Origin of the sequence: Draconibacterium sediminis (assembly GCF_000949475.1) — a bacterium.
In the GTDB taxonomy this organism is placed as follows: domain Bacteria; phylum Bacteroidota; class Bacteroidia; order Bacteroidales; family Prolixibacteraceae; genus Draconibacterium; species Draconibacterium sediminis.
In genome coordinates this window covers 119,989-142,325 of the sequence record NZ_JRHC01000002.1, presented here as the reverse complement: position 1 = coordinate 142,325, position 22,337 = coordinate 119,989, and the positions used below count along the sequence as shown (strand labels likewise).

At 38.7% G+C, this 22,337-nt stretch carries 20 protein-coding genes; 13 read left to right on the top strand and 7 right to left on the bottom strand.

Annotation, left to right across the window (positions count from 1 at the left end; translation table 11 throughout):
* The first annotated feature begins 14 nt into the window (after positions 1 to 14).
* Genes LH29_RS10545 through traN form a run of 6 tightly spaced genes read left to right on the top strand, consistent with a single transcriptional unit; the run spans position 15 to position 4,730 of the window.
* Positions 15 to 644, top strand: a complete 630-nt coding sequence (locus LH29_RS10545) for a DUF4141 domain-containing protein (RefSeq protein WP_045029410.1) — start codon at positions 15 to 17, stop codon at positions 642 to 644.
* Positions 644 to 1,642, top strand: a complete 999-nt coding sequence (gene traJ, locus LH29_RS10540) for a conjugative transposon protein TraJ (protein WP_045029408.1) — start codon at positions 644 to 646, stop codon at positions 1,640 to 1,642. Before LH29_RS10545 ends, traJ begins: the two co-directional genes overlap by 1 nt.
* A 13-nt stretch (positions 1,643 to 1,655) precedes the next feature.
* The gene (gene traK, locus LH29_RS10535; protein ID WP_045029405.1) at positions 1,656 to 2,279 is read left to right on the top strand and encodes a conjugative transposon protein TraK; all 624 of its coding nucleotides are present in this window, start codon (positions 1,656 to 1,658) and stop codon (positions 2,277 to 2,279) included.
* A gap of 4 nt (positions 2,280 to 2,283) precedes the next feature.
* Positions 2,284 to 2,544, top strand: a complete 261-nt coding sequence (locus LH29_RS25115; protein ID WP_082063579.1) for a TraL conjugative transposon family protein — start codon at positions 2,284 to 2,286, stop codon at positions 2,542 to 2,544.
* Positions 2,534 to 3,817, top strand: a complete 1,284-nt coding sequence (traM, locus tag LH29_RS10530) for a conjugative transposon protein TraM (RefSeq protein WP_045029402.1) — start codon at positions 2,534 to 2,536, stop codon at positions 3,815 to 3,817. Before LH29_RS25115 ends, traM begins: the two co-directional genes overlap by 11 nt.
* A gap of 31 nt (positions 3,818 to 3,848) precedes the next feature.
* On the top strand, positions 3,849 to 4,730 hold the full coding sequence (traN, locus tag LH29_RS10525; RefSeq protein ID WP_045029399.1) for a conjugative transposon protein TraN: 882 nt from the start codon (positions 3,849 to 3,851) through the stop codon (positions 4,728 to 4,730).
* A 67-nt stretch (positions 4,731 to 4,797) separates the two neighbouring features.
* Here the strand turns inward: traN and LH29_RS10520 are convergent, their stop codons facing one another.
* The 3 genes from LH29_RS10520 to LH29_RS24585 form a co-directional block, all read right to left on the bottom strand.
* Complete coding sequence (locus tag LH29_RS10520; protein WP_045029396.1) at positions 4,798 to 5,250, bottom strand: JAB domain-containing protein; 453 nt, start codon at positions 5,248 to 5,250, stop codon at positions 4,798 to 4,800.
* Positions 5,251 to 5,576: 326 nt separating this feature from the next.
* Entirely contained in the window at positions 5,577 to 5,801 is a 225-nt protein-coding gene (locus tag LH29_RS10515) for a hypothetical protein (protein WP_045029394.1), read from the bottom strand.
* A gap of 10 nt (positions 5,802 to 5,811) precedes the next feature.
* A complete protein-coding gene (locus LH29_RS24585; RefSeq protein ID WP_157493664.1) occupies positions 5,812 to 5,949 on the bottom strand; it encodes a hypothetical protein in 138 nt (45 codons plus the stop codon).
* Positions 5,950 to 7,262: 1,313 nt separating this feature from the next.
* Here LH29_RS24585 and LH29_RS23785 point away from each other — a divergent pair.
* The 7 genes from LH29_RS23785 to LH29_RS10475 all read left to right on the top strand — a co-directional run bounded on the left by LH29_RS23785 (position 7,263) and on the right by LH29_RS10475 (position 17,342).
* Positions 7,263 to 8,045: a competence protein CoiA gene (locus LH29_RS23785; RefSeq protein ID WP_052670780.1), complete on the top strand. Its 783-nt coding sequence runs from the start codon at positions 7,263 to 7,265 to the stop codon at positions 8,043 to 8,045.
* Positions 8,046 to 8,153: 108 nt separating this feature from the next.
* The gene (locus tag LH29_RS10500; protein WP_045029388.1) at positions 8,154 to 8,879 is read left to right on the top strand and encodes a hypothetical protein; all 726 of its coding nucleotides are present in this window, start codon (positions 8,154 to 8,156) and stop codon (positions 8,877 to 8,879) included.
* 166 nt (positions 8,880 to 9,045) lie between these two features.
* Positions 9,046 to 9,558, top strand: coding sequence for a GNAT family N-acetyltransferase (locus LH29_RS10495; protein ID WP_045029385.1), 513 nt, complete (start codon positions 9,046 to 9,048; stop codon positions 9,556 to 9,558).
* 168 nt (positions 9,559 to 9,726) lie between these two features.
* Positions 9,727 to 10,074: a hypothetical protein gene (locus LH29_RS10490; protein WP_045029382.1), complete on the top strand. Its 348-nt coding sequence runs from the start codon at positions 9,727 to 9,729 to the stop codon at positions 10,072 to 10,074.
* Between the two features lie 212 nt (positions 10,075 to 10,286).
* Positions 10,287 to 11,663, top strand: coding sequence for a DUF3945 domain-containing protein (locus LH29_RS10485; RefSeq protein WP_045029380.1), 1,377 nt, complete (start codon positions 10,287 to 10,289; stop codon positions 11,661 to 11,663).
* Between the two features lie 107 nt (positions 11,664 to 11,770).
* Entirely contained in the window at positions 11,771 to 12,205 is a 435-nt protein-coding gene (locus tag LH29_RS10480; RefSeq protein ID WP_045029378.1) for a DUF1896 family protein, read from the top strand.
* Positions 12,195 to 17,342 carry an N-6 DNA methylase gene (locus LH29_RS10475; RefSeq protein WP_052670778.1) on the top strand — a complete coding sequence of 1,716 codons (5,148 nt, stop codon included), beginning with the start codon at positions 12,195 to 12,197 and terminating at the stop codon, positions 17,340 to 17,342. Before LH29_RS10480 ends, LH29_RS10475 begins: the two co-directional genes overlap by 11 nt.
* A gap of 207 nt (positions 17,343 to 17,549) precedes the next feature.
* On the opposite strand, the gene LH29_RS10470 is transcribed toward LH29_RS10475, so the two are convergent.
* The 4 genes from LH29_RS10470 to LH29_RS10455 form a co-directional block, all read right to left on the bottom strand.
* On the bottom strand, positions 17,550 to 17,993 hold the full coding sequence (locus LH29_RS10470; RefSeq protein ID WP_045029376.1) for a hypothetical protein: 444 nt from the start codon (positions 17,991 to 17,993) through the stop codon (positions 17,550 to 17,552).
* Between the two features lie 18 nt (positions 17,994 to 18,011).
* Entirely contained in the window at positions 18,012 to 18,695 is a 684-nt protein-coding gene (locus LH29_RS10465) for a response regulator (protein WP_045029374.1), read from the bottom strand.
* Positions 18,688 to 20,232 (bottom strand): DUF4118 domain-containing protein, encoded by a 1,545-nt coding sequence (locus LH29_RS10460; RefSeq protein WP_052670776.1) that lies wholly within the window; start codon positions 20,230 to 20,232, stop codon positions 18,688 to 18,690. The genes LH29_RS10465 and LH29_RS10460 overlap by 8 nt, the downstream gene beginning before the upstream one ends.
* Before the next feature lie 431 nt (positions 20,233 to 20,663).
* Positions 20,664 to 22,115, bottom strand: coding sequence for a TrkH family potassium uptake protein (locus LH29_RS10455; RefSeq protein WP_045029372.1), 1,452 nt, complete (start codon positions 22,113 to 22,115; stop codon positions 20,664 to 20,666).
* Between the last annotated feature and the right edge of the window lie 222 nt (positions 22,116 to 22,337).

Here is a 22,337-nt window from a genome sequence, read left to right as displayed (position 1 = left end):
AAATCAATAAGAACATGAAAACAAAATTAGTGATAGCCGGGCTACTGATAATGCTTGCTTCGTTAAACCTGAAAGCGCAGTGGGTGGTTAATGATCCCATTAATACGGCCACAAGTATCGCCAATACGGCCAAGGAGATTATTCAAACCTCCAGTACCGTTTCCAATGTGATCAAAAATTTCCAGGAAGTGAAAAAGGTCTATGAACAGGGCAAAGCCTATTACGATGCACTAAAAGCTGTAAACAACCTGGTGAAAGATGCCCGAAAAGTCCAACAAACCATTTTAATGGTTGGAGAAATTACCGACATCTATATCAATGCCTACCAGCGGATGTTGCAGGATGAAAACTATTCGCTGGAAGAGCTGGGGGCAATTGCTTTTGGCTATACCAAACTACTGGAAGAAAGTGCCTACCTGCTGAATGATCTGAAAGGCATTGTCAATGCCAGTACACTATCGCTGACCGATAAAGAGCGAATGGATGTGATAGACAGTGTTTACGATTCGGTGAAACATTACCGGAATTTGGTAAGCTATTATACCAATAAGAACATTGCCGTTTCGTACCTGAGGGCACAAAAGAAAGGCGATACCGAAAGGATGTTGGCGTTGTATGGTGACTCTAGCGAAAGGTACTGGTAATGGATTTTGACAACCTACATCAGATATTACGCAGCCTCTACCTTGAGATGACACCTTTGTGCAGCAGCATGGCAGGTGTGGCAAAAGGCATTGCGGGGTTGGGGGCATTGTTCTATGTGGCTTCGCGTGTGTGGCAGTCGCTGTCACGCACCGAACCCATCGATGTTTACCCGCTCCTACGTCCCTTTGCCATTGGGCTCTGTATCATGTTTTTCCCCGGATTTGTGTTGGGGACGATCAACGTGGTACTTAGCCCTATTGTGGTCGGCACCAACCAGATGCTGGAAGCACAAACTTTTGATATGGAAAAGTACCGCGATTTAAAAGAGGAACTGGAGGTAGAAGCCATGAAACGAAATCCGGAAACAGCTTATCTGGTCAGTAACGAAGAATTTGACAAGCAGCTGGAAGAACTGGGCTGGAGTCCGTCAGATCTGGCAACTATGTCAGGGATGTATATCGAGCGTAGTTTGTACAACATGAAAAAGAATATCCGCGATTTCTTTCGTGAAATTCTGGAATTGCTTTTTCAGGCAGCGGCATTGGTTATTGATACCATCCGCACCTTTTTTCTGATCGTACTTTCTATACTTGGTCCGATTGCCTTTGCCATCAGTATTTACGATGGCTTTCAGTCCACCATGACGCAATGGTTCTCGCGGTATATCTCCGTGTACCTCTGGTTACCGGTTTCTGATTTGTTTAGTTCCATCCTTGCCCGTATTCAGGTGCTGATGCTGCAAGCCGATATTGATAAACTACAGGCCGATGCTACGTATTCAGTCGAAGCATCCAACGGCGTTTACATTGTATTTATGATTATTGGCATCATCGGGTATTTCACTATTCCAACTGTTGCCGGATGGATCATCATGGCCGGAGGTATGGGAAATTATGGAAAGAACGTGACATCGTCGGCAGGAAAAACGGCGTCAATGGCTGCAGGTGTTGCCGGAGCATCGGCCGGGAATATGACAGGAAAACTAATGAAAAATTAATCACAAAAGAATTATGGAATTTAAATCATTAAAAAATATCGAAACAAGCTTCAGGCAGATCCGTTTTTTCGGGCTGGTGTTTATCCTGCTCTGTGCAGGCATTACCGGATATTCGGTATTTAGCGCCTACAGCTTCGCAGAACAACAACGGCAAAAGATTTATGTCCTGGATAAGGGAAAATCCCTGATCCTTGCCCTTTCCCAGGATCTGGCACAAAACAGACCGGTAGAGGCGCGGGAACATATACGGCGTTTTCATGAGCTGTTTTTTACGCTTTCACCCGATAAAAATGCCATTGAGTCAAACATCAACCGGGCCATGTTTCTGGCAGATAAAAGCGTGTACACCTATTACAAAGACCTGCTTGAAAAAGGCTATTACAACCGGATTATTTCGGGAAATATTAACCAAACGCTACATGTAGATAGTGTGGTTGTTGATTTTATGAACTATCCGTACACGGCATCTACCTATGCCCGGCAGGTGATTATTCGCGAAAGCAATATCACGGAACGAAACCTGGTGACAAAGTGCAGTCTTATCAACTCGGTTCGCAGCGATAATAACCCTCATGGTTTTACCGTGGAGAACTTTGAGGTAGTACAGAACAACGATATTCAAACGGTAACAAGGTAATACCATGCAGAAAAGATTTTCGGAGTTGAGACGGCTTAGCCGGGATAGACTCAAAGGGAGTTGTGACAGAATTCCTGAGAAAAAACGAAGAATGGTGGTTTTAGGGATGTGCGTTTTGTTTACTCTTCTGTTCGCTTTTGCTCTTTGGGATTCGTTCCGGGATCCGAAAGTAAAAGACCTGTTTCAGATTGAACACATCACTCCACTTGACTTACCACAAGACAGTATCATTAATCACTTAAAAGATTTAACAGATGGACAATAACAATAAAACACTCCTGAAGCCGGGGCAAAAGCAGATGCTAAAGAAGTACGCGGTATTTGCGTTGATGTTCCTTGTTTTTGGGGCAAGCCTGTGGCTGATATTTAAGCCATCGGACAAAGAGGAAAACAAAACAGTAATTGGTTTGAATACAGAGATCCCGTTACCGCAGGAAGAGGATCTGCTGAAGGATAAAATCAACGCCTTCGAGCAGGCGGCACTTTTTCAGAAAAAGCCGGTGCGCTCGCTGGATGAATTCTCGTCGATGATTAAAAAGGATGAACCAGCCAAATTCGATCTGCTTTCCTCCGCAAAAGCTGAAAATAGATTGTCCGAGAAATATTCGGGAAGCGAGCACCCAAACCAGGCAATTCAGCATTCCGCTTCTGCTTACAACAATATAAACAACACTTTGGGCAGCTTTTACGAAAAACCAAAGGCGAATCCTGAAAATGAAAAGCTAAAAGCAGAGCTTGAAGCATTAAAGAAACAACTGGCCGAAAAACAGGAAGACAACAGCATAGATGAACAATTGCTGTTAATGGAAAAATCGTACCAGATGGCGGCTAAATATATGCCGAATAATGCGCTAGCAGAACCAGGAACGACTGTTCCTTCAACTGACCAACCGGTCAACCAGCAAGCAGATGAAAATGTAGCTGAATTGGTTCAGGTCTCAACAAAAAGCACAACAACTGCCTTGCAACAAACGGTTTCTGATTCGGTATTTCCAAAGCAGGTCTCACAGCCCCGAAACAATTCATTCATTTCGGCAGATGGCGAGCTGGAAACCACAGAACGTAATACCATTAATGCCTGTGTAAACAGCACTCAAAAACTGGTTAACGGACAAAATGTTCAGCTACGATTACTGGAAGCGATTGAAACCGGTGGACTCCATTTTCAAAAGAATGCCTTGATTACAGGTATCGCCCGAATACAGGGAGAACGTTTGCATATTTTTATCAATTCGCTGGAACAAAACGGAAATATCATCCCGGTGCAACTCACAGCTTACGACACCGACGGACAGCCTGGATTGTTTATTCCCGGTTCGGTTGAGGTCAATGCTTTAAAGGAAATTACTGCCACCATGGGACGCGATGCAGGGACAAGCATTAGCATCAATCAGGGTACAACTGCAGGCGAACAACTGGCAGCCGATGTGGGGCGAAGTTTTATCCAAGGGACATCACAGTATGTTTCCAAAAAACTTCGAACCACAAAAGTTACCCTTAAAGCAGGGCACCGAATATTGCTGATGCCCGTCAAATAATTTACAATTCATTCATTTAAAATCATTCGTCATGAAACAAATATTATTCGCGATAATACTACTTAGCAATTTTTCACTTTTTGCTCAGAACCAATTTAGCAAAGTCATATCTAAAGACAGGGTCATTTCATCCTACAACATTGAAGTAGCCTACAATAAAACTGTCCATATTCTATTCCCGGCAGCCATAAGCTATATCGATCTTGGTTCTTCAAATATCATAGCGGGGAAAGCCGATGGTGCAGAAAATGTGGTCCGGGTAAAAGCTTCAGTAAAGGATTTTACAGAAGAAACCAACTTTTCGGTAATAACCGACGAGGGCAGTTTTTATTCGTTTATTGTCAACTACGCTGAAAATCCTGCGAAGTTGAATATTGAGATGAAGGACTTCCTGCATGAGTACAAACTGGGAAACCAGCCGGACAACTCGCTGGAGATACAACTTGCTGAACTTGGAAACAAAACACCACAAAACATCAAGTTGGCTATGGAGAAAATATACGGGATCAGGAAGAAGCAAATCAAAAATATCTCTAGCAAACAATTTGGAATTGGGTTTGCATTAACCGGCCTGTACAGCCAGAAAGGCTTGATTTACTTTCGCACCGTGCTGGAAAATTGTTCTGACATTCCATTTGAAATTGATTTTCTAACGTTCAAAGTCGTGGACAAGAAAGTGGCCAAAAGAACAGCCATTCAGGAGACGGTTATAAAACCGGTTCGTGCCTTTAATAACTTGACGACTCTTGATGGAAATTCTACTGAAGCAACTGTTTTTGTTTTCGAATCATTTACGATACCAGACAAAAAGGAATTGGTAGTTGAGCTATATGAAAAGAATGGAGGGAGGCACCAACGCTTTATTGTAAGGAATAAAGATCTGGTAAAGGCCAGAAATGTTGGGAAAATATAAGTCTAAATAGAACACAAAAAACAAGGGCTACTCAATGCGAGTAGCCCTTGTTTTCTATGAAGTGGATTTATAACAATCCATCATCAGCAAAACTCAGATAGCTTTCATCTGTAACAATCAGATGATCCAAAAGACTTAAATCAATCAGCTGACATGCGTTTTTTAGTTTCTCTGTTATATTTAAATCAGCCGCACTTGCGGTAAGGTTACCACTCGGGTGATTATGAGAAACAATCAATGCCGAAGCATTTGCTTTTAAAGCTAATTGCAGTATTATTCTTACGTCGACAACGGTTCCTGAAATTCCACCTTTTGAAATACAGGATACACCAAGAACTTTGTTGCCACGATTCAACAGCATTACATAAAACTCTTCATGGTGCTGAATACAATTTTTAAAAATGTGTTTGAAAATTTGAGCCGCATCTTTTGATGCGCCAATTTGAGGTCTTTCTGATGCTTTTACTTTGTCAGTATAAGACACTTTAATCTCGGAAACTTTGAAATAATCAATTTTCATAACAGTAAGCTTTAAATTGTTAAACAATAATTTTATTGCTTACCATTCACAGGATAGCAGGGACTTCAGGCAAGGTTTTGATTCGGAATACGCTTTTCGTTTTAGGAACTAAAAGGAAGATTCTGAATCAAATCCAGCGGATTTAACCTTGTTGTTTGTCCATGGTACTCCTGTATTTTTGCGATTAAAATTAAGGGATCAATCATTATCACCAGGATCCTTTTAAGAAGGTTTTTTGCTTCTTTTTAACCGCACAGGCTCATGAAAAAAGAAGCAGGGCGATACGGCCCTGCATTATGAGGTATTAAAACTATTCTTTTGAAAAATTAAAGCGCTATCAAACCAAAAAACATGGCAAGAGTTACCGCCACAACTATGGCAATACCAAGAATTACAACTATCATATTCTTGGCAAATTCAATCAGGAACAGAATTGCGATATAGGCCAGTAAACAATACCAAAAACTTAATCCGGTAATATAAGAAGCCAGTACGATAACGATGATTCTGAAAATCCATCGAAACGGTAATTTGTTAACTTTTTCTCTCATTCGGGCAGTTTTAAAAGGTTGGTAATTGTGATGTTATGAGCCATACAAAAACAATTCCAAACTCACCTATGCGGATTCCGGAGGAGAGTGAGTTTTGTTTTTCGTTACTAACATTTTCAAAATATTTATTTCCATTCTTCTTTGCCATATTTCTATCATTTAAGATTATGCGTCTTTCCATCGGGTCGGTCGTTGTTGTTTTGTGGCCCGGTTAAAAAAGAAGTGTTGGACCTGCAAGTTTTTTGCAGGAAATACTATTCGACGCCAGGAGGTTGGAGATTTTCTGCAAAACAGCAGGCCTGAACTTGCAGGCTCCAAAAACACGGACTTTATTTTGCCAACAGAACAACAATGGCCGGACGGAAAGCACATTCTTAAATTGGAATGCGGGAAAGAAGAATCTATAAATTGAGTAAAATGATAAAAGCACTTTTTGAAAGTCAGTAAGCTAAAATTCTAAATCGAGTGGAGGCAAAAACAAGTGTAAGGCTTGAATGTACTGAAATGAGGTCTGTGAGAACAGGGTGAATGAACGGAAATGAAAGCCTTTCTCTTGTGTGCGGTGCCGGAGGTTACTGAATGCAGGGAGTTTTCCGGGTGTACTCGGAGAAACTTCCCGGAATGAAGTTTCTGTAGGCACAGGAACGTTAATCTGAATTTTAAAGGGGCAGGCAGAAGGCAAAAGTATCCCTGGAATAAATGTAAGGGATTCTTTTGCCGCGCGATGCCAAAGGCTTTTCGATTGAGCAGTTTCAATCCACCGGAATACTGTGAATCATGAGCATCGGTGTGGTTGAAAATGCGATTTAAGAAATGCCGGGGCATGGGATATTGTTATCAAAAGTATTTCAGCACTTACGAATTCTATTTCGAGTTTAACCCACCACAAAAATACGGACAATACACCACATAGTTTGTTTGTTCACTGCAGTTGTGCTACTCTGGTCACACAAGAATTTTACCCCCGCTGCAAAACTGCATAGGGGGTCTAAAGAAAATTTTTTGCCTGCTGCAAAACTGCATAGGGGGTCTCAGGATAATTTTTTGCCTGTTGCAATGCTGCGAGGTGGGGCCCACAAAAATTAATCGTAGATACACCGCTGCATGTGGGGGCTAAACAAATTTGCAGGCATGTTACACGGTTGCAGGAGGGGTCTAAACTAAATTTTTTGCCATTTGCAGCGCTGCAACACGCGAGCCAACAAGTTTGCTGGCCAATTACACGGCTGCAGGAAGCCTGTAATCAAGGAGTTATAGCAATGAGGAAATTGCATTGCACTTAGAAAGCCGCGTGTGGTAAGGTCTTGGGGCTAAACCCGCCATTAACAAAAACACAGTAACCATAATAAGTATTGTTATCCTCCCGATTAAGAGGAATAAAATTACCTTTAGCATTGAGATAATGAAAATTACATTAATTGGTGATGATGCTCACTTCTTGTGTGCAAATAGAGATGTGTAATGAAATACGCAATTGTAGACGGTAAAAAAAGAGAAGCTCAAAAATCTGGCGAGCTTGGAAAATGTATTTGTTGTGGAAAAGATACGATAGCGCATTGTGGAAAAATTAAAGTTAACCACTGGAAACATAAAAGTCTACAAGTGTGCGATAGTTGGAGTGAATTAGAGACTGAGTGGCATCGTTCATGGAAAAATCAATTCCCTTCAAACTTTCAGGAAGTCGTTATGAAGGACTTAGATTCAGGAGAAAAACATATTGCAGATATTTATAACGCAAAACAAGATGTTGTAATTGAAATTCAAAATTCACCAATTACATTAGAGGAAATAAATTCAAGAGAACAATATTACAATAAGCTGATTTGGATTGTTAATTTACAACCCTATATAGACAATATAAAACTTCATGAGAATATTCTAAATGGAATCTATGATGCAGTGTATCTATTCTGGCAACCCAACCTAAATAAGAGAATAAAGGAGCTGAGGAATATTGGAAATTATTTTGAGGCTGAAAAAATTAAGAACGAGGAAGATGAATATTATAGTTACCTTTATAATAAATACTATTTCCATAACAGTCATTTAGTTAGTGCTGAAGATGATTATTTTCTACTTGAATGGAAGTATCAACATAAAAGATGGAACTATACTAGTGCACATTTGTTTTTTGATTTCGGTGATAGTTATGTTTATATGGTTCTTGAATCAATAAAAATTTGGAATGGTTTTATTGTGAAGAGATTTAAAAAAGAAAAGTTTATTTCAAAATATAGTAAATAGATAAAGTGGGGCTTTTGCTACTAAACAGCTTTTTACTAAATCGCTTTGAAATTCCCTGCTGCTCATTTTAATGTTATGGGCAATTTGAATGAATAAATCGAAGATAGTATGGAAGATCCTGATTACTTAAATTTCTATAAAACTGAACTAAAAAGTTCATTACAGAAAATTGAAGAAAAAATAAGGAAAAGACAAAATCCAAAATTAAATCCATACAATCTAAGCATTCAGATTTTTAAATTGATTAATGACTATAAAATATCAAAGGATAGAACTGACATACATGACAGAATTAGGAAATTTCATGATTATTATGGTTGGATGGCAAAAGGAAATACAAGACAATTAGGATTATGTAGTGGTGCGGTTTACAGAACATTTAATTTTCTATCCATTAAACCGGAGGATCGAGATGGACGGAAAGTTGCTAAACATATGTCAAACGGAGTACACATTGAACACTCTATTCCTGTAAAAGTCATTGGAGATTTACTAATAACTGAAATAAATAATGAGTCGACAATTCAGGATGTTTTTAATGTTATTATATCATATAGTATCTGTACTGCATTTTCAAGACTTGATGAAAATAATTCTATACGTGAGAAGTACAGTCACGAACACCCAGACATTCGTAGAGAAAATTATTCTTCAGGCAAGCTTCCAAGACTTGAGAACATAAAACCGTTTAGTAGATATAAAAGTGATTTAATAATTTATTCAATGCAAACTGGACTGGTAGTAGATAAAAATACATCACTCAAAGAATTACAGGACAACTGGATAAATATGAATATTTTCAATTGGAGATTTATTAAAGAAAATTATGAATAAAAGCTAGCCATAACGAAGTTGTAAATTTCATTGCCAGGGGCGTGTGGTGTCGTACGCTGGATTCTCACATCGTAGTTCCATATCCTTCGAACAGGAATGCTTTCCAAGATCCGCCCAGACAACATCTCCCAGCGGATAGCAGCAAGCTTAAAAAACAGAAAAATAGATGCAAATTAGAAAAGTAAATATTCAAGATATTGAGAAATTAAAAGAAATAGGAAAATTGACTTTTGCCGAGACTTTTTCTTCCGAAAACAGTGAAGACAATATGAAAGAATATCTGGAAAACGGATTTTCGACTGAAAAACTAACAGCAGAACTGACTGACCCAAACGCTGAATTTTACTTTGCCCAACTTGACAAAAAAACAATCGGATATTTAAAAGTAAACGTTGGACAATCACAAACCGAAATAAAGGACAAAAACGCACTCGAAATAGAACGTATATACGTACTAAAGAAATTTCACGGGAAAAAAGTCGGACAAATCCTTTACGAAAAAGCGATTGAATTAGCTAAAGTAAAAAATGTGGAATATGTTTGGCTGGGAGTTTGGGAACAAAACCCAAGAGCAATCCGATTCTATGAAAAAAATGGATTTGTAGCATTTGACAAACACATCTTCAAACTTGGAGATGATGAACAGACCGACATAATGATGAAACTAAAATTGAAATAAAAAGCCAGTAGTAAACAAAAGCATATTACAGTGCGGGGATCGGTGGTACTCCGATTGCGGATTTTTACGTGGTTACATATCTAATATCATATTGTTGCGGACATTATAAGGATGATTTACAAGAATTAGTAAAAATGTAAGCTGTACAGGAATACAAAAAATAGCATCATGTATCAACCCAAAAACAAAATTCCACAACTACGCCGTGAAGTAGTTTTAAAAAACATCAAGCCTTTTACCAAGGCGCATATAGCCAGTCGCTTTTCCGAAGCCCAAAATATGTTGGTATTCGATTTACTGGAAAAGCTGTTAGATCGTGAGCCAACTGCCAGAGACTACGATAATATAGAACGTGTTCAGAGTTTTAAACACGATGGCGAAGATGTGTATTATTGCGGAGTTAAAATTGGCAAACTTGTAATAGGTGGCGATAAAAATATGTTTTTGTCGCTGCTAAAGCGCAAAGATATTTACGCTTATTTTATTTCTGACAATGGTTTGGAGGATAGTTTCTAAATACTTAATTCAGAATTTTCCCCGACGTTTTCCCGACACTTCCATTTGCTTCCATTCTAAAATCGATTGGCAAAATAATTTGCATTTCACTCGATAAAATAAATAGACGAATTACGCCACCTCAACCCAATCAAAGCCAAATACAGCCAGCCCAATAGTATTGAGCCCAATCAACGATACATTCGCTTTTAAATCATTAAAGGAAATGTATCATGGAACAAAAAAACAATGACCAGGAAGTATTACTGGTTAAAGAAAAAAACGAAGCAAAACTAAAAGCCGTAAGTGGTTTTGATGCAAAAGGCCAACTAAAAACAGAGGCTCCCAAACAAGTCAATGCAGGTGGTTTCTTAAAAATCGACAGGCACAGCAATCCGCTGGAGAATTTCTTTACCAATTTTAACCGACAGTATAAAAATCCCACCGATTTTCAGTTTTACAAAGTACCTGCCAACCTGGTTGAGAAGACAGCAACTGTTCTGGAAAAGATGTTAAAGAAACCGGATACCTCGTCCAACAAAGAGATGCTGGAAAAGCATGAGGTAAAACCCGGTGACTTTTCGAAAGAACAAACACAGGAGAAACGGCCCAATCTGATAGACGAGAACAAAGTTGACTGGTCACAATTGGAAATGCTGGGTGTCTCAAAAGATTTTCTGAAAAACACGAAAAATCTTGAGCCCATGTTAAACTACCAGAAGTCGCCAGGTTTGATTCCGATCACCATTAAAACCGATCACCTGAACATCCGTACCGATGCCCGGCTGGCCTTTCGTCAGGACGAAAAAGGAGATTTTAAACTGGCTGTTCATGCGGTTCGCAACAATCCCGAACTCGACCGTCCATATTTTGGCGTCACCTTAACCGACGAGGATAAACAAAACCTGATGAAAACCGGAAATGCCGGAAGAATTTTGCATCCACAGTACAAAGAGGGAGAGAGCACACCGGTATTTTTATCTATCGATAAACTCACCAACGAACTTGTTGCCGCACGAGCCGATAAAATAAAAATTCCCGATGAAATAAAAGGCGTAAAGCTCGATGAAAACCAAAAGAAAGTTTTGGCCGAAGGACGCTCAATTTATGTGGAAGGAATGACCGCCCGTAGCGGAAAAGAGTTTAATGCGCACCTGCAAATCGATGCCGATAAACGAGGTATAGGTTTCCGATTTGATAATCAGCAGCAGCAAGGTCAAACACAAAACGAACAAAAACAGGTGCGTATTCCCAATTCTCTTCTTGGAAAGGAACTAACTGAGGACCAGCAACAGAAACTGGAAAAGCGGGAAACCATCTATGTTGCCGGAATGAAAGACAAAAAAGGCGAAGAGTTTAACGCTTACATAAAGGTCAACGACGAAAAAGGTAAGCTGGATTTTTACAAATGGAATCCAGATAAAGCCCAAACCAAAGGAGCAGAAGTAATTCCAGATAACAAGAGCAAAACCCAGGTAGCGGTTAATTCTGAAGGAAAAACCAATGAGGCGACCAAAGACGTAAAAGAACCGCTGAAAAAGGATCAGGTGAATCCGTCAGAACGTCAGCAAACCACAAAACGAAACCGGGCCAAATCGCACTCCATGTAAAACTCAAATCAATAGTAATCCCTTTTTATCAGAGCGTTCGGATAAACTCCGGACGCTTGTTTTTCCCTCTTCATTTCAAAACATTTTAAAATTCAAATTTCAAAGTCATGAAAACAACACCTAAAGAACTCTCATGGTTTAAGTTGTCATTACTTCACTTTTTATACGAAAGTCATCCTGAGTTAACAGACGATAACGATCTTCTGAATACCCGTAGTGATCTTGCCGCAGAATGCTACTCGCAGGCTGTTAAAAACGGGCACAATCATCAGGAAGCAGAAGAACTGGCACATAAAGAATTGTACAAAGGGCTTCACTTTTCAAAACACGATACGCTTGTAACCATTATCTGGAATGAGTTTCCGGGAATAATCCCATTGGAAGAAGCCAAAGAGTTTGCCGTTCGGTTTTTGCCGGAAGTAGTTCCGGTTTTTGAAAAATACAGGCTAAATGATGAGTTTGCTTTTAGCTCTGAGTTCAACGATTTGTACACCGAGCTAACAGGAGCTATCGAAATCTGGCTGGAAGAACATGAGCTTTAATAAAGAACAGCACCTGCTTGCAAATATTGAAGCCATTAAGCTTTGCTTTCGATTGGAGAAAGAAAATCGGAAGCCGACGGCAGAAGAAACAAAAGCTCTGAAACAATATTCCGGTTTCGGGGCTTTAAAATGTATTCTTAATCCGATGGAAAATCTGTCGGATATTGCCCGGTGGCCTGATTCCGAAGTGGGATTGTTTCCAGCGGTTATGGAATTACATGATGTTTTAAAGAGAAACTCAAAAACAGCGCAACAATACAAGCTATACACAAATAGTCTGAAAAATTCCATCCTAAGCGCTTTTTATACTCCTCCTGAAATTGTTAATACAATATCAGAAGCATTTAAAAACAACCAACTTGAAGTCTCCCGTTTCCTTGATCCTTCAGCCGGTTTAGGCGAATTTATCTCCGCATTCAAAAAACAAAACGAGTTTCAAACAACAATAGGATTTGAAAAAGATTTGCTAACAGGAAAAATTCTGAGCCAACTCTATCCTAATGATAAAATACAAACCAAAGGTTTTGAGGAAATTGAAAGCACGTACAATAATTATTTTGATGTGGTTTCCTCCAATATCCCCTTTGGAGACGTGGCCGCGTTTGATATTTCCTATTTAAAAAGCCCCGACAGGGTTAAACAACAGGCAAGCAGAAGTATTCATAACTACTTTTTTCTGAAAGGAGTTGATGCTATAAAAGATGGAGGAGTACTGGCTTTTATAACATCGCAGGGAGTAATGAACTCACCCAAAAACGAACCGATTCGCAGGCGCTTAATGGAGAATACACATCTGATTTCTGCCATCCGTTTGCCCAACAATCTTTTTAAAGATTATGCAGGAACAGAAGTTGGAAGCGATCTGGTAATCCTGCAAAAAGACAATCAAAAAAGAAAACAAACTCAACAAGAAAAGGCTTTTGTACAAAGTGAAAAATATTCCAGTGGAGTTTATAATAATACTTATTTCAACGTTCTCCAGCGGATCGTTCATACCAAAGGATATATCGCTACAGATCTGTACGGAAAACCGGCGCAGGTATTTATCCATGAAGGCGGAATTCCCGGAATTGCATCCGATCTGAAAAAGATGTTGGAATCCGACTTAAGGACAAGACTGGATCTTGAATTATTCCATAAAGAGAATACTAACAAAATTGCAGTTGGTTTTTCAAAGAATAGTCCAACCAGAGAATCATCGAAAGAACAAGTCCCTCAAAATCTATATGATCTTTTTGGTTTCAGTAAGGAAGAACGTACCCAAACAAATAATATCAGAAGGCGCAAACAGCCAAAAACAAAAAGCAAACAATTAAACCTGTTTAATCCCCCCGGAAAAGTAAATGGAACGATAAAAAATAACAAAATCCCCACGCTGCCAAACGAAAGAAATTATTCTGGAGAGTTACGGGCACATTATAAAAAAGGTTCGTTGTTAAAAGACAATAATCAGTTAGGTTACTTGAAGGAATGGAATGAAAGTGGGGGAACTTTTAAACGACTGCATTTAAGTTCTCAGCAGGAAACCAAAGCATTTTTATTTATTCAGCTAAGGGATGTCTATCAAAAGCTTTATCAAATTGAAGCCGATACGCAACAGGAAGATAAAGGCAGCCGTCAATTGCTTAACAAACATTACGATGAGTTTGTAAGGAATTACGGTCAGTTAAACGATCCTAAAAATCTTGGGTTAATAAAAATGGATCCGTTAGCCAACGAGGTTTTGGCATTGGAACGTGGGGTGAATGGCGAATTAGTCAAAGCAGATATTTTCACACAGCCTGTTGCTTTTAATGCCCATGAACTGGACCAGGTGGACACACCGGAAGAAGCCCTGGCCGCTTCATTAAATAAATTCGGAGAAGTACAAACCGAATATATGTTATCCCTGCTGGATGGGAAGAGCAGAGAGGAACTGGTTGGCGAGCTGCATGGGCGGATTTATTACAACCCGCTTATAAAAAACTATGAAGTTGCAGACCGTTTTGTTGCCGGGAATGTTGTTGAAAAAGCACAAAAGATAGAAGAATATCTGAAAAATCACCCCAATGATGAAGCCTCGCAGGAGTCGCTTAAAGTATTGCAAAATGCAATTCCAAAACCTATTGCCTTTGATGAACTTGATTTCAATTTTGGTGAACGTTGGATACCGGTACACATTTATGGACAGTACGCCAGCCACTTGTTTAAAACAGTGGTTGATATTCATTATTCGCCATCGGTAGATGAATTTTCGGTAAAAAACCAGTTTACAAACGCCAATATCTACGAAAAGTATGCCGTAAGATCGCAGAGTCGCACCTACGATGGAATTGCCCTGTTAAAACATGCTTTAGTGAATACTACTCCTAATATTACTAAACGTATAATGGTTGGCGACAAAGAAGTAAAAGTTAAAGACAGCGAAGCCATTCAGCTAGCCAACAGTAAGATTGACGAAATAAGAAATGGATTTACAGTCTGGCTAGACGAACAGAAATTGGAGTTTAAACAGGATTTGAGCGATTTATATAACAATACTTTTAACTGTTATGTGCGGCCAAATTACGATGGTTCGCACCAAATTTTTCCAAATCTCGATTTAAAAGCACTGGGTATAGAAGGTTTGTATAACAGCCAGAAAGATGCCGTTTGGATGTTGAAACAAAACGGAGGCGGTATTTGTGATCATGAAGTAGGAGCCGGGAAAACATTAATAATGTGTTGCGGTGCTTATGAAATGAAACGCCTGAAACTGGCCAATAAACCTTTGATTGTCGGTTTAAAAGCCAATATTCACGAAATCGCACAAACCTTTCGGACTGCATATCCCTATGCAAAATTGCTTTATCCGGGAAAACAGGATTTTACACCGTCAAAACGAGTCAAGATTTTTAACGACATTAAAAACAATTCCTGGGACGCTATTATTCTTACCCACGACCAATTCGGAATGATACCGCAATCCCCTGAAGTACAAAAGCAAATTCTGCAGGCAGAGTTGGATAGTGTTGAAGAAAACCTTGAGGTGGTAAAAATACAAGGAGGCGAAGTCTCACGGGGAATGTTAAAGGGATTATTAAAACGTCAACAAAACCTTGAAGTAAAATTAAAAACCATCGCCCACAATATTGAAAACAGAAAAGACAATGTCGTTGATTTTAAGATGATGGGCATAGATCATCTGTTCTTAGACGAAAGTCACCGGTTTAAAAATCTGATGTTTAATACACGTCACGATCGGGTGGCAGGCATGGGAACCCCACAGGGAAGCCAGCGTGCGCTGAATATGCTGTTTGCAATTCGAACCATACAGGAACGAACAGGTAAAGATCTGGGAGCAACTTTTTTGTCTGGAACGACCATCTCAAATTCATTGACGGAATTGTTTTTGCTGTTTAAATACCTGCGTCCAAAAGAATTGGAACGCCAGCAGATAAAAACTTTTGATGCATGGGCCGCGGTGTATGCAAAAAAGACGACTGATTATGAATTTTCGGTAACTAATGAAATAGTTCAAAAAGAACGATTCAGGTATTTTATTAAAGTTCCGGAACTCGCAGCATTTTACAACGAAATTACCGATTACCGAACAGCAAAAGACATCGGAATTGACCGGCCGGAAAAGAATGAAATACTGTACAATATACCGCCAACTCCACAACAGGAAGAGTTTATTAAAAAACTGGTAGCTTTTGCAAAAAATGGTGATGCAACCTTATTAGGCAGACCACCTTTATCGGAAAGAGAAGAAAAGGCAAAAATGTTGATTGCCACTAATTATGCCCGGAAAATGTCTCTGGATATGCGGATGATCAGCCCGCATTATGATGATCACATTGATAATAAAGCATCGCATTGTGCATCGCAGATACATGCCTACTACAAAAAGTTTGACGAATATAAAGGAACACAGTTTGTTTTTTCCGATCTAGGAACCTATAAACCCGGAGAATGGACACCTTACAGCGAGATAAAAAGAAAACTTGTTGAAGATTACCATATCCCGGCACACGAAATACGTTTTATCCAGGAAGCAAAATCCGAGAAAGCCAGAAAAAACCTAATTGCTGCGATGAACGAGGGGCTAATTCGTGTACTATTTGGATCGACCGATATGTTGGGAACAGGTGTAAATGCACAGAAAAGGGCAGTGGCACTGCATCATCTGGATTCTCCATGGCGACCATCGGATTTGGAACAGCGGGAGGGTAGGGCAATCCGCAAAGGAAATGAAATAGCCAAGCTAGTTGCCGATAATAAGGTGGATGTAATTATTTATGCTGTTGAAAAGAGTTTGGACTCCTACAAGTTTAATTTGCTCCACAATAAGCAACTTTTTATTCAGCAATTGAAGACCAATAACCTGGGGAAACGAACTATTGATGAAGGTAGTCTTGATGAAAAGTCAGGCATGAACTTTTCAGAGTATGTGGCCATTCTTTCCGGGAATACTGATTTGTTGGAAAAAGCAAAATTGGAGAAACGTATCGCAGCATTGGAAAGCGAACGACACGCTTTTAGCAGAAGTAAATCAACAGCTCGTTTTCGACTGGAAGATATTCATCAGAGTATTGAATTACATCAGGGGATAATTACAAAAATGCAGTCTGATTGGACGGCATTTAGTGGTGCTCTCAAAAAGGATGAATCAGGAAATATCATGAATGCGATAAGAATTGACGGAGTGAACGGTTCGAGTCCTAAACTTATAGGAGCCAGACTTAATGAAATTAGTGAGACTATTCGAACCAATGATGAGTTCCGAAGAATAGGGAGTTTGTATGGCTTTTCAATCCTGGTAAAAACGGAGGCCAGTATGAAAGATGGTTTTGATTTTAAAGAAAACCGGTTTTTCGTTCGAGGTGAGAACGGATTAAAATATACACACAACAACGGTCATATTGCCAAAGATCCGAAGTTGGCAAGCACTAGCTTTTTGAAAGCCATGGAACGGATTCCGTATTTGATTGATAACCATAAAAAATATGCAGAAAATGCTGGAAAAGATATTCCAGTGTTGGACGAAGTAGTGAATAGTGCCTGGAGAAAAGAAGATGAATTAAAAGAACTAAAAGCTGAACTAGCCGGTATAGAGCGAAAAATACAACATAGTTATATAGATCGTGAACCAAATAAAGTTAAGGTTTCCATTTAAACTCCATTATTTTGAAAATCTCAACAATGATAATGGAAGTTGATGAACTGTGCTAACTATGAATCTTTCGATGGAAATGCTCGAATTGATTTGTCAAGTAGTCTTTTCGGGAGTCAAAATATTTTGGATCGATGTGCATACTTGGATTTGCATTCTGAAGATATGGAGGAAAGTAACAATTCCATCTACGACAATTAAATGTCTTTACTAAAAGAAATAATAAAGAGTACCAATTCCTATAATTAAAACTAAAAACATTCCAAGACATCCTTTTCCCATTGGGATCACCACTATTTTTTGCTCCAGATTTCCTGATAAAATATTAAATAATGCATGAAGTAATTGACTTTGCGCTTCAACAAGGTCATTATAATTTTCCGGATCGTTCATGCCCGTATTGTCAATATCAACAACGAGTTTTACTTTCGTTTTTTCATACTCTTGCACCGAAATAGTTATATTCCCTTCCGAACAACCATTCCAAAAATTATTCTTTAATAGACTAAGTACATAAATTCCTGCATGATCATTCCTGCTTTTAACATGAAAATCACTGTTTTGATTTAACTCAATAAATTTATTAACTGCCTCTTTAACTTTCGTTTGATCAAAGTCAATTACCGCTTCATATTTTGGTATGGTTTTATTCACAGGATTATTATTTATTGATTATTCTGCAAAACGATAGCCAATTCCTGATTCTGTAATCAGCAAGGTTGGTTTTGAGGGGTTATCCTCGATTTTCTTTCGAAGTTGTGCTACAAATACTCTTAAATATTGGGTTTGATTGGAATAACCATGCCCCCAGATCTCTTTTAAAATGTATTGATGGGTAAGTACCCTTCCTCTATTTTTGGCCAATAGGCTCAGAATTGAAAACTCGGTTGCGGTAAGTTTCAACAATTCGTTGTTCTTCTTTACGGTATGGCTTTGCAAATCTATCGTTATCGATTCGAAGCTCAAAGTTGCCGTATCTGAAGTATTTTCAATTGACCGAATAGCGGCTCTGATTCTTGCCAACAACTCTCCGGATCGGAAAGGCTTGGTTAAATAATCGTTAGCTCCATTATCCAGGGCATTGATAATTTCGTCTTCCGAATCCCGGACTGACAAAATAATTATTGGCTTCGTGAACCATTCTCTCAGTTTTTTCAGAATATCCTGTCCGTCAATATCAGGAAGCCCCAAATCCAGAATAATAAGCGAAGGGTTATGGGTTGCAGCATCCACAAGTGCTTCCTTTCCGTTTACAGACTGAATAATCTTGTAACCGCTGGCCGAAAGTGTAATTTCCAATAAACGACGAATCTGAAGTTCATCGTCAATGATTAGTATTTTTTCATTTTCATTCATGAATCGTATCTTCCTGTTTTTTAATTTCCGGTTTTTCTGATGGGATCTGGATGGTAAATTTTGCTCCACCATTCTCTCGGTTTGAAACATCAATTGTTCCGTTATGCGCCTCTATAAATCCCTTTACGATGGATAGTCCCAAACCCAGTCCACCTGCTTTCCGGCTGTTAACTTTAAAAAATTTCATAAAAACGTTTTTGAGCTCAGTTTCCGGGAATCCCGGTCCTTCATCTGTTATTTCAATAATCAGGTTTTCATTTTCATGCTTTGCAGAAAGCGCTATTTCAGTTGAATCCGGTGCATATTGAGTAGAATTTATAAGCAGGTTATATAGCACTTGTTCAATCAAACCAAAGTCTATTCTCACAAGGGGCATTTCATCATCGATTACAACCTTAAAATGATAAGCACTTAATTCTTCCGACAAATCTTTGGTTATTTTATTGATCAGGTCGTTCATATCGTACCAATCGAGCCTCACGGAAAAATGTCCACTTTCCAAACGCGACATATTTAGCAAATTCTCAATTAGCCTGTTTAATCGGAGCGAGGCCGTGAAAATTTCATGACATAATTCAGATTGAACATCTTTTGAACTATTCGAACTGATTATTGTATCAGAAGCTCCCATGATTGTAGAAACCGGGATACGTAATTCATGTGAGATGGAATTGAATAGCGTTCTGTAAAGCCGGTCTGATTCATCCAAAAAACGGACTTTTTGCGCCAGTTCTCCCAGAAACTCGCGCTCCAGCGCATTGGAAATCTGGGTTAAAAAGGTATCCCATAATATTTTCTGAACTTCGTCCAGTTCATCATTTTGTTTTACAACAATAACTCCAGGATTTAAACGAGTTCCTTTCATCGGATAAAATGTTTTCTCATGTGCAGACGAAATACCTGAGAATTGTCCAGCCATTTCCAACTTCTCAAACGCGTGCATTGCAATTTCGTATTCCCGTTCGTTAAGTGTTTTGTCTTCTTTTATTTGTTTGAAAGGCTGAAGCACATTTTCGCCGTTCTGTAAAACAATGTAGGCTTCCAGTTTAAAATAGAGCTTAATATTGTCGGTGGCTACCTTTGTTGCCTCCTCAATTCCGTTTGCTTTCGATAGTTCTTTGGTAAGTTGAAACAGGGCGTTCGTCCGTTTTTCCCTCTCCCTTGCTAATTGCTCCTGCCTTCTTACCCGGGTGGTTAGAATTCCGTTAAGAAAAGCGATAATAAAAAACATCCCGAACATTAGAATATCCTCAGCTTTTTCGATATGAAAAGTGTAATGCGGCGGAATAAAAAAGAAATTCCAGACCAGGGCACTTAAGGTGGCGGCCACAAGCACGGGGCCAATCCCCTTAATTGTTGCCAGAAATGAAACCACAAACAATAAAATAAACGAAACAACATAATAGCTTTGGGTATTTGAAAGCGGGATGCAAAGCAAAGCTGTAACGCTAACAATAATTATAGCCAGAAGGTAGTGCTTTATTTTTTTTGAAAGCAGCGTGGAATTCGGATATTTTGTAAAAAACTTATCGGGCATGGCTATTCTAGTATCGTTTTTCGGTATATAAATTAACTTTTACAAGATATTGTTTTTAGTTTAAATCTCTGAATCTATCATTTTAACAAACCTTCTACTTATTCAAGCGCATATAGTATTTAATAAGAAGCCACAACGCTTTACCAATGATGACAAGAAATGTCAATACTAAAACGATTATCCCTATAATATCCCAGGCTGTAAGTTTCATTCGTACAAAATCTACAAAGCAAAGTTGAGGACGATTTTATAAATGTTTTATAAAGAATCGTGGAATGTGATAAGGATATTATAAAAATTGACAATAAGTCACTTTTGACAATTGTATGTGTATCCCGAAATAGCACCTTGAAAGCTAGAAGAGTTACTCGCATATATTCTTATTTATAACCACAGATGTTTATTTTTAGCATTTTATAATCTTTTTAAAGTTAATGTTCCCAGAACTTTTTAGTAAACAAAACAATCACAGTGTAGATCTCAAGCCGGCCGATAATCATTAAAATAGAAAGGAGGACTTTGCTGTTCGCAGGTAGATGAGCAAAATTACTTGCCGGACCAACTGTTCCAATTCCTGGACCGATACCAGCCATGCAGGTTGCTACCGAACTGCTCGCCGTTCTAATATCTACTCCTGTAGCTACAATCAGAATGCTTCCGATAACAAAAACAATGACATAGATGCTTATAAAGGAAAGGATGGTTCTATTGGTTTCATCATTTATCGGCCTACCGTTAATTCTCAAATGCAAAATGGCATGGGGGTGTAGAAACTCACGAAAATTTCGTCGAATGTTTTTTAATAATACCAGATGTCGGGCCATTTTTATTCCTCCGGCAGTAGATCCGGTACTACCTCCGAGAAACATTATCAGGAATATAAGAACCCAGGCAAATACCGGCCAGTTTAAATAATCAGCTGAAGCAAAACCAGTACATGTAACAATTGAAATGACCTGAAAAAAAGCTTCGCGAAACGCTTCTTCAAAAGGTTTGTTCATCCTGAAAAACAAAACCAAAGTGATGATTAGCCCAACAATAGATACAACGGCAAAATAAAATCTCATCTCTTCGTTCTCTTTTACCTTTCTGAATTCTCTTTTCAATATGTAATAATGAATCACAAAATTGGTTCCTGCCAGCAACATGAATATCATTATTACATACTGTATGTAAGGCGAATAATCTGTGATACTGGTATTTTTAGGAGAAAATCCTCCGGTGGCGATGGTGCCGAACGCATGACAAACACTGTCAAACAAATTCATTTTTCCCAGCAGTAGGAGAACAACTTCGACAGCCGTAAGCAGCATGTAAATGGCAAGAATACGTTGACCTACCGATTTTATTTTGGGATGTATCTTTTCCTGCAACGACGACTCCATTGTAAACAACTGGTAGCCGCCAATTTGTAAGGTTGGCATTATAAGTATTACCAATACAATAATGCCGATTCCCCCAATCCAGTGGGTTAAACTTCGCCAGAATAGAATGGATTTAGGAAGTGCTTCAATATCAGTTAAAATGGAGGATCCGGTAGTTGTAAAACCGGATACTGATTCGAACAAAGCATCGACAAATACTGGAATACTTCCTGAAATTAAATAAGGAAGACTCCCCAATAGAGTCATTAAAATCCATGAACTTGTTACTGCAAAATAGGCATCTTTACGGTTTAATTCAGCACTATTTTTTTCCTGCTTTGATATCAGAAACAATATAGCAGCTACCGTAAGCGATATTAAAAAGGAAACTAAAAATGGAAATACCGGCTCAGAATAAATTAAAGCGATAAAGGAACAAACTAAAATTGACAGAGAAACGATGAATACATTTCTGCTAAGTATTTTCGAAGTTAACCTGAAGTTTATAATCTTGTCCATACAATCCTCTATACATATTTTGATTTAAGAACTCCACTCACTTTTTTTAGCCTAAATTCTGAGTTTCTTTAATCATCATCGTTTTTCATAAATTTTACCAATGTTGTTACTGCCACAGATAGTACATAAACAAAGGCAATTATCAGTATGATTATACCCACCGTATTCCAAAAAGAAGACATAGTTTAATCTGTTACTGTTACTAATACAAAGGAACTAGTT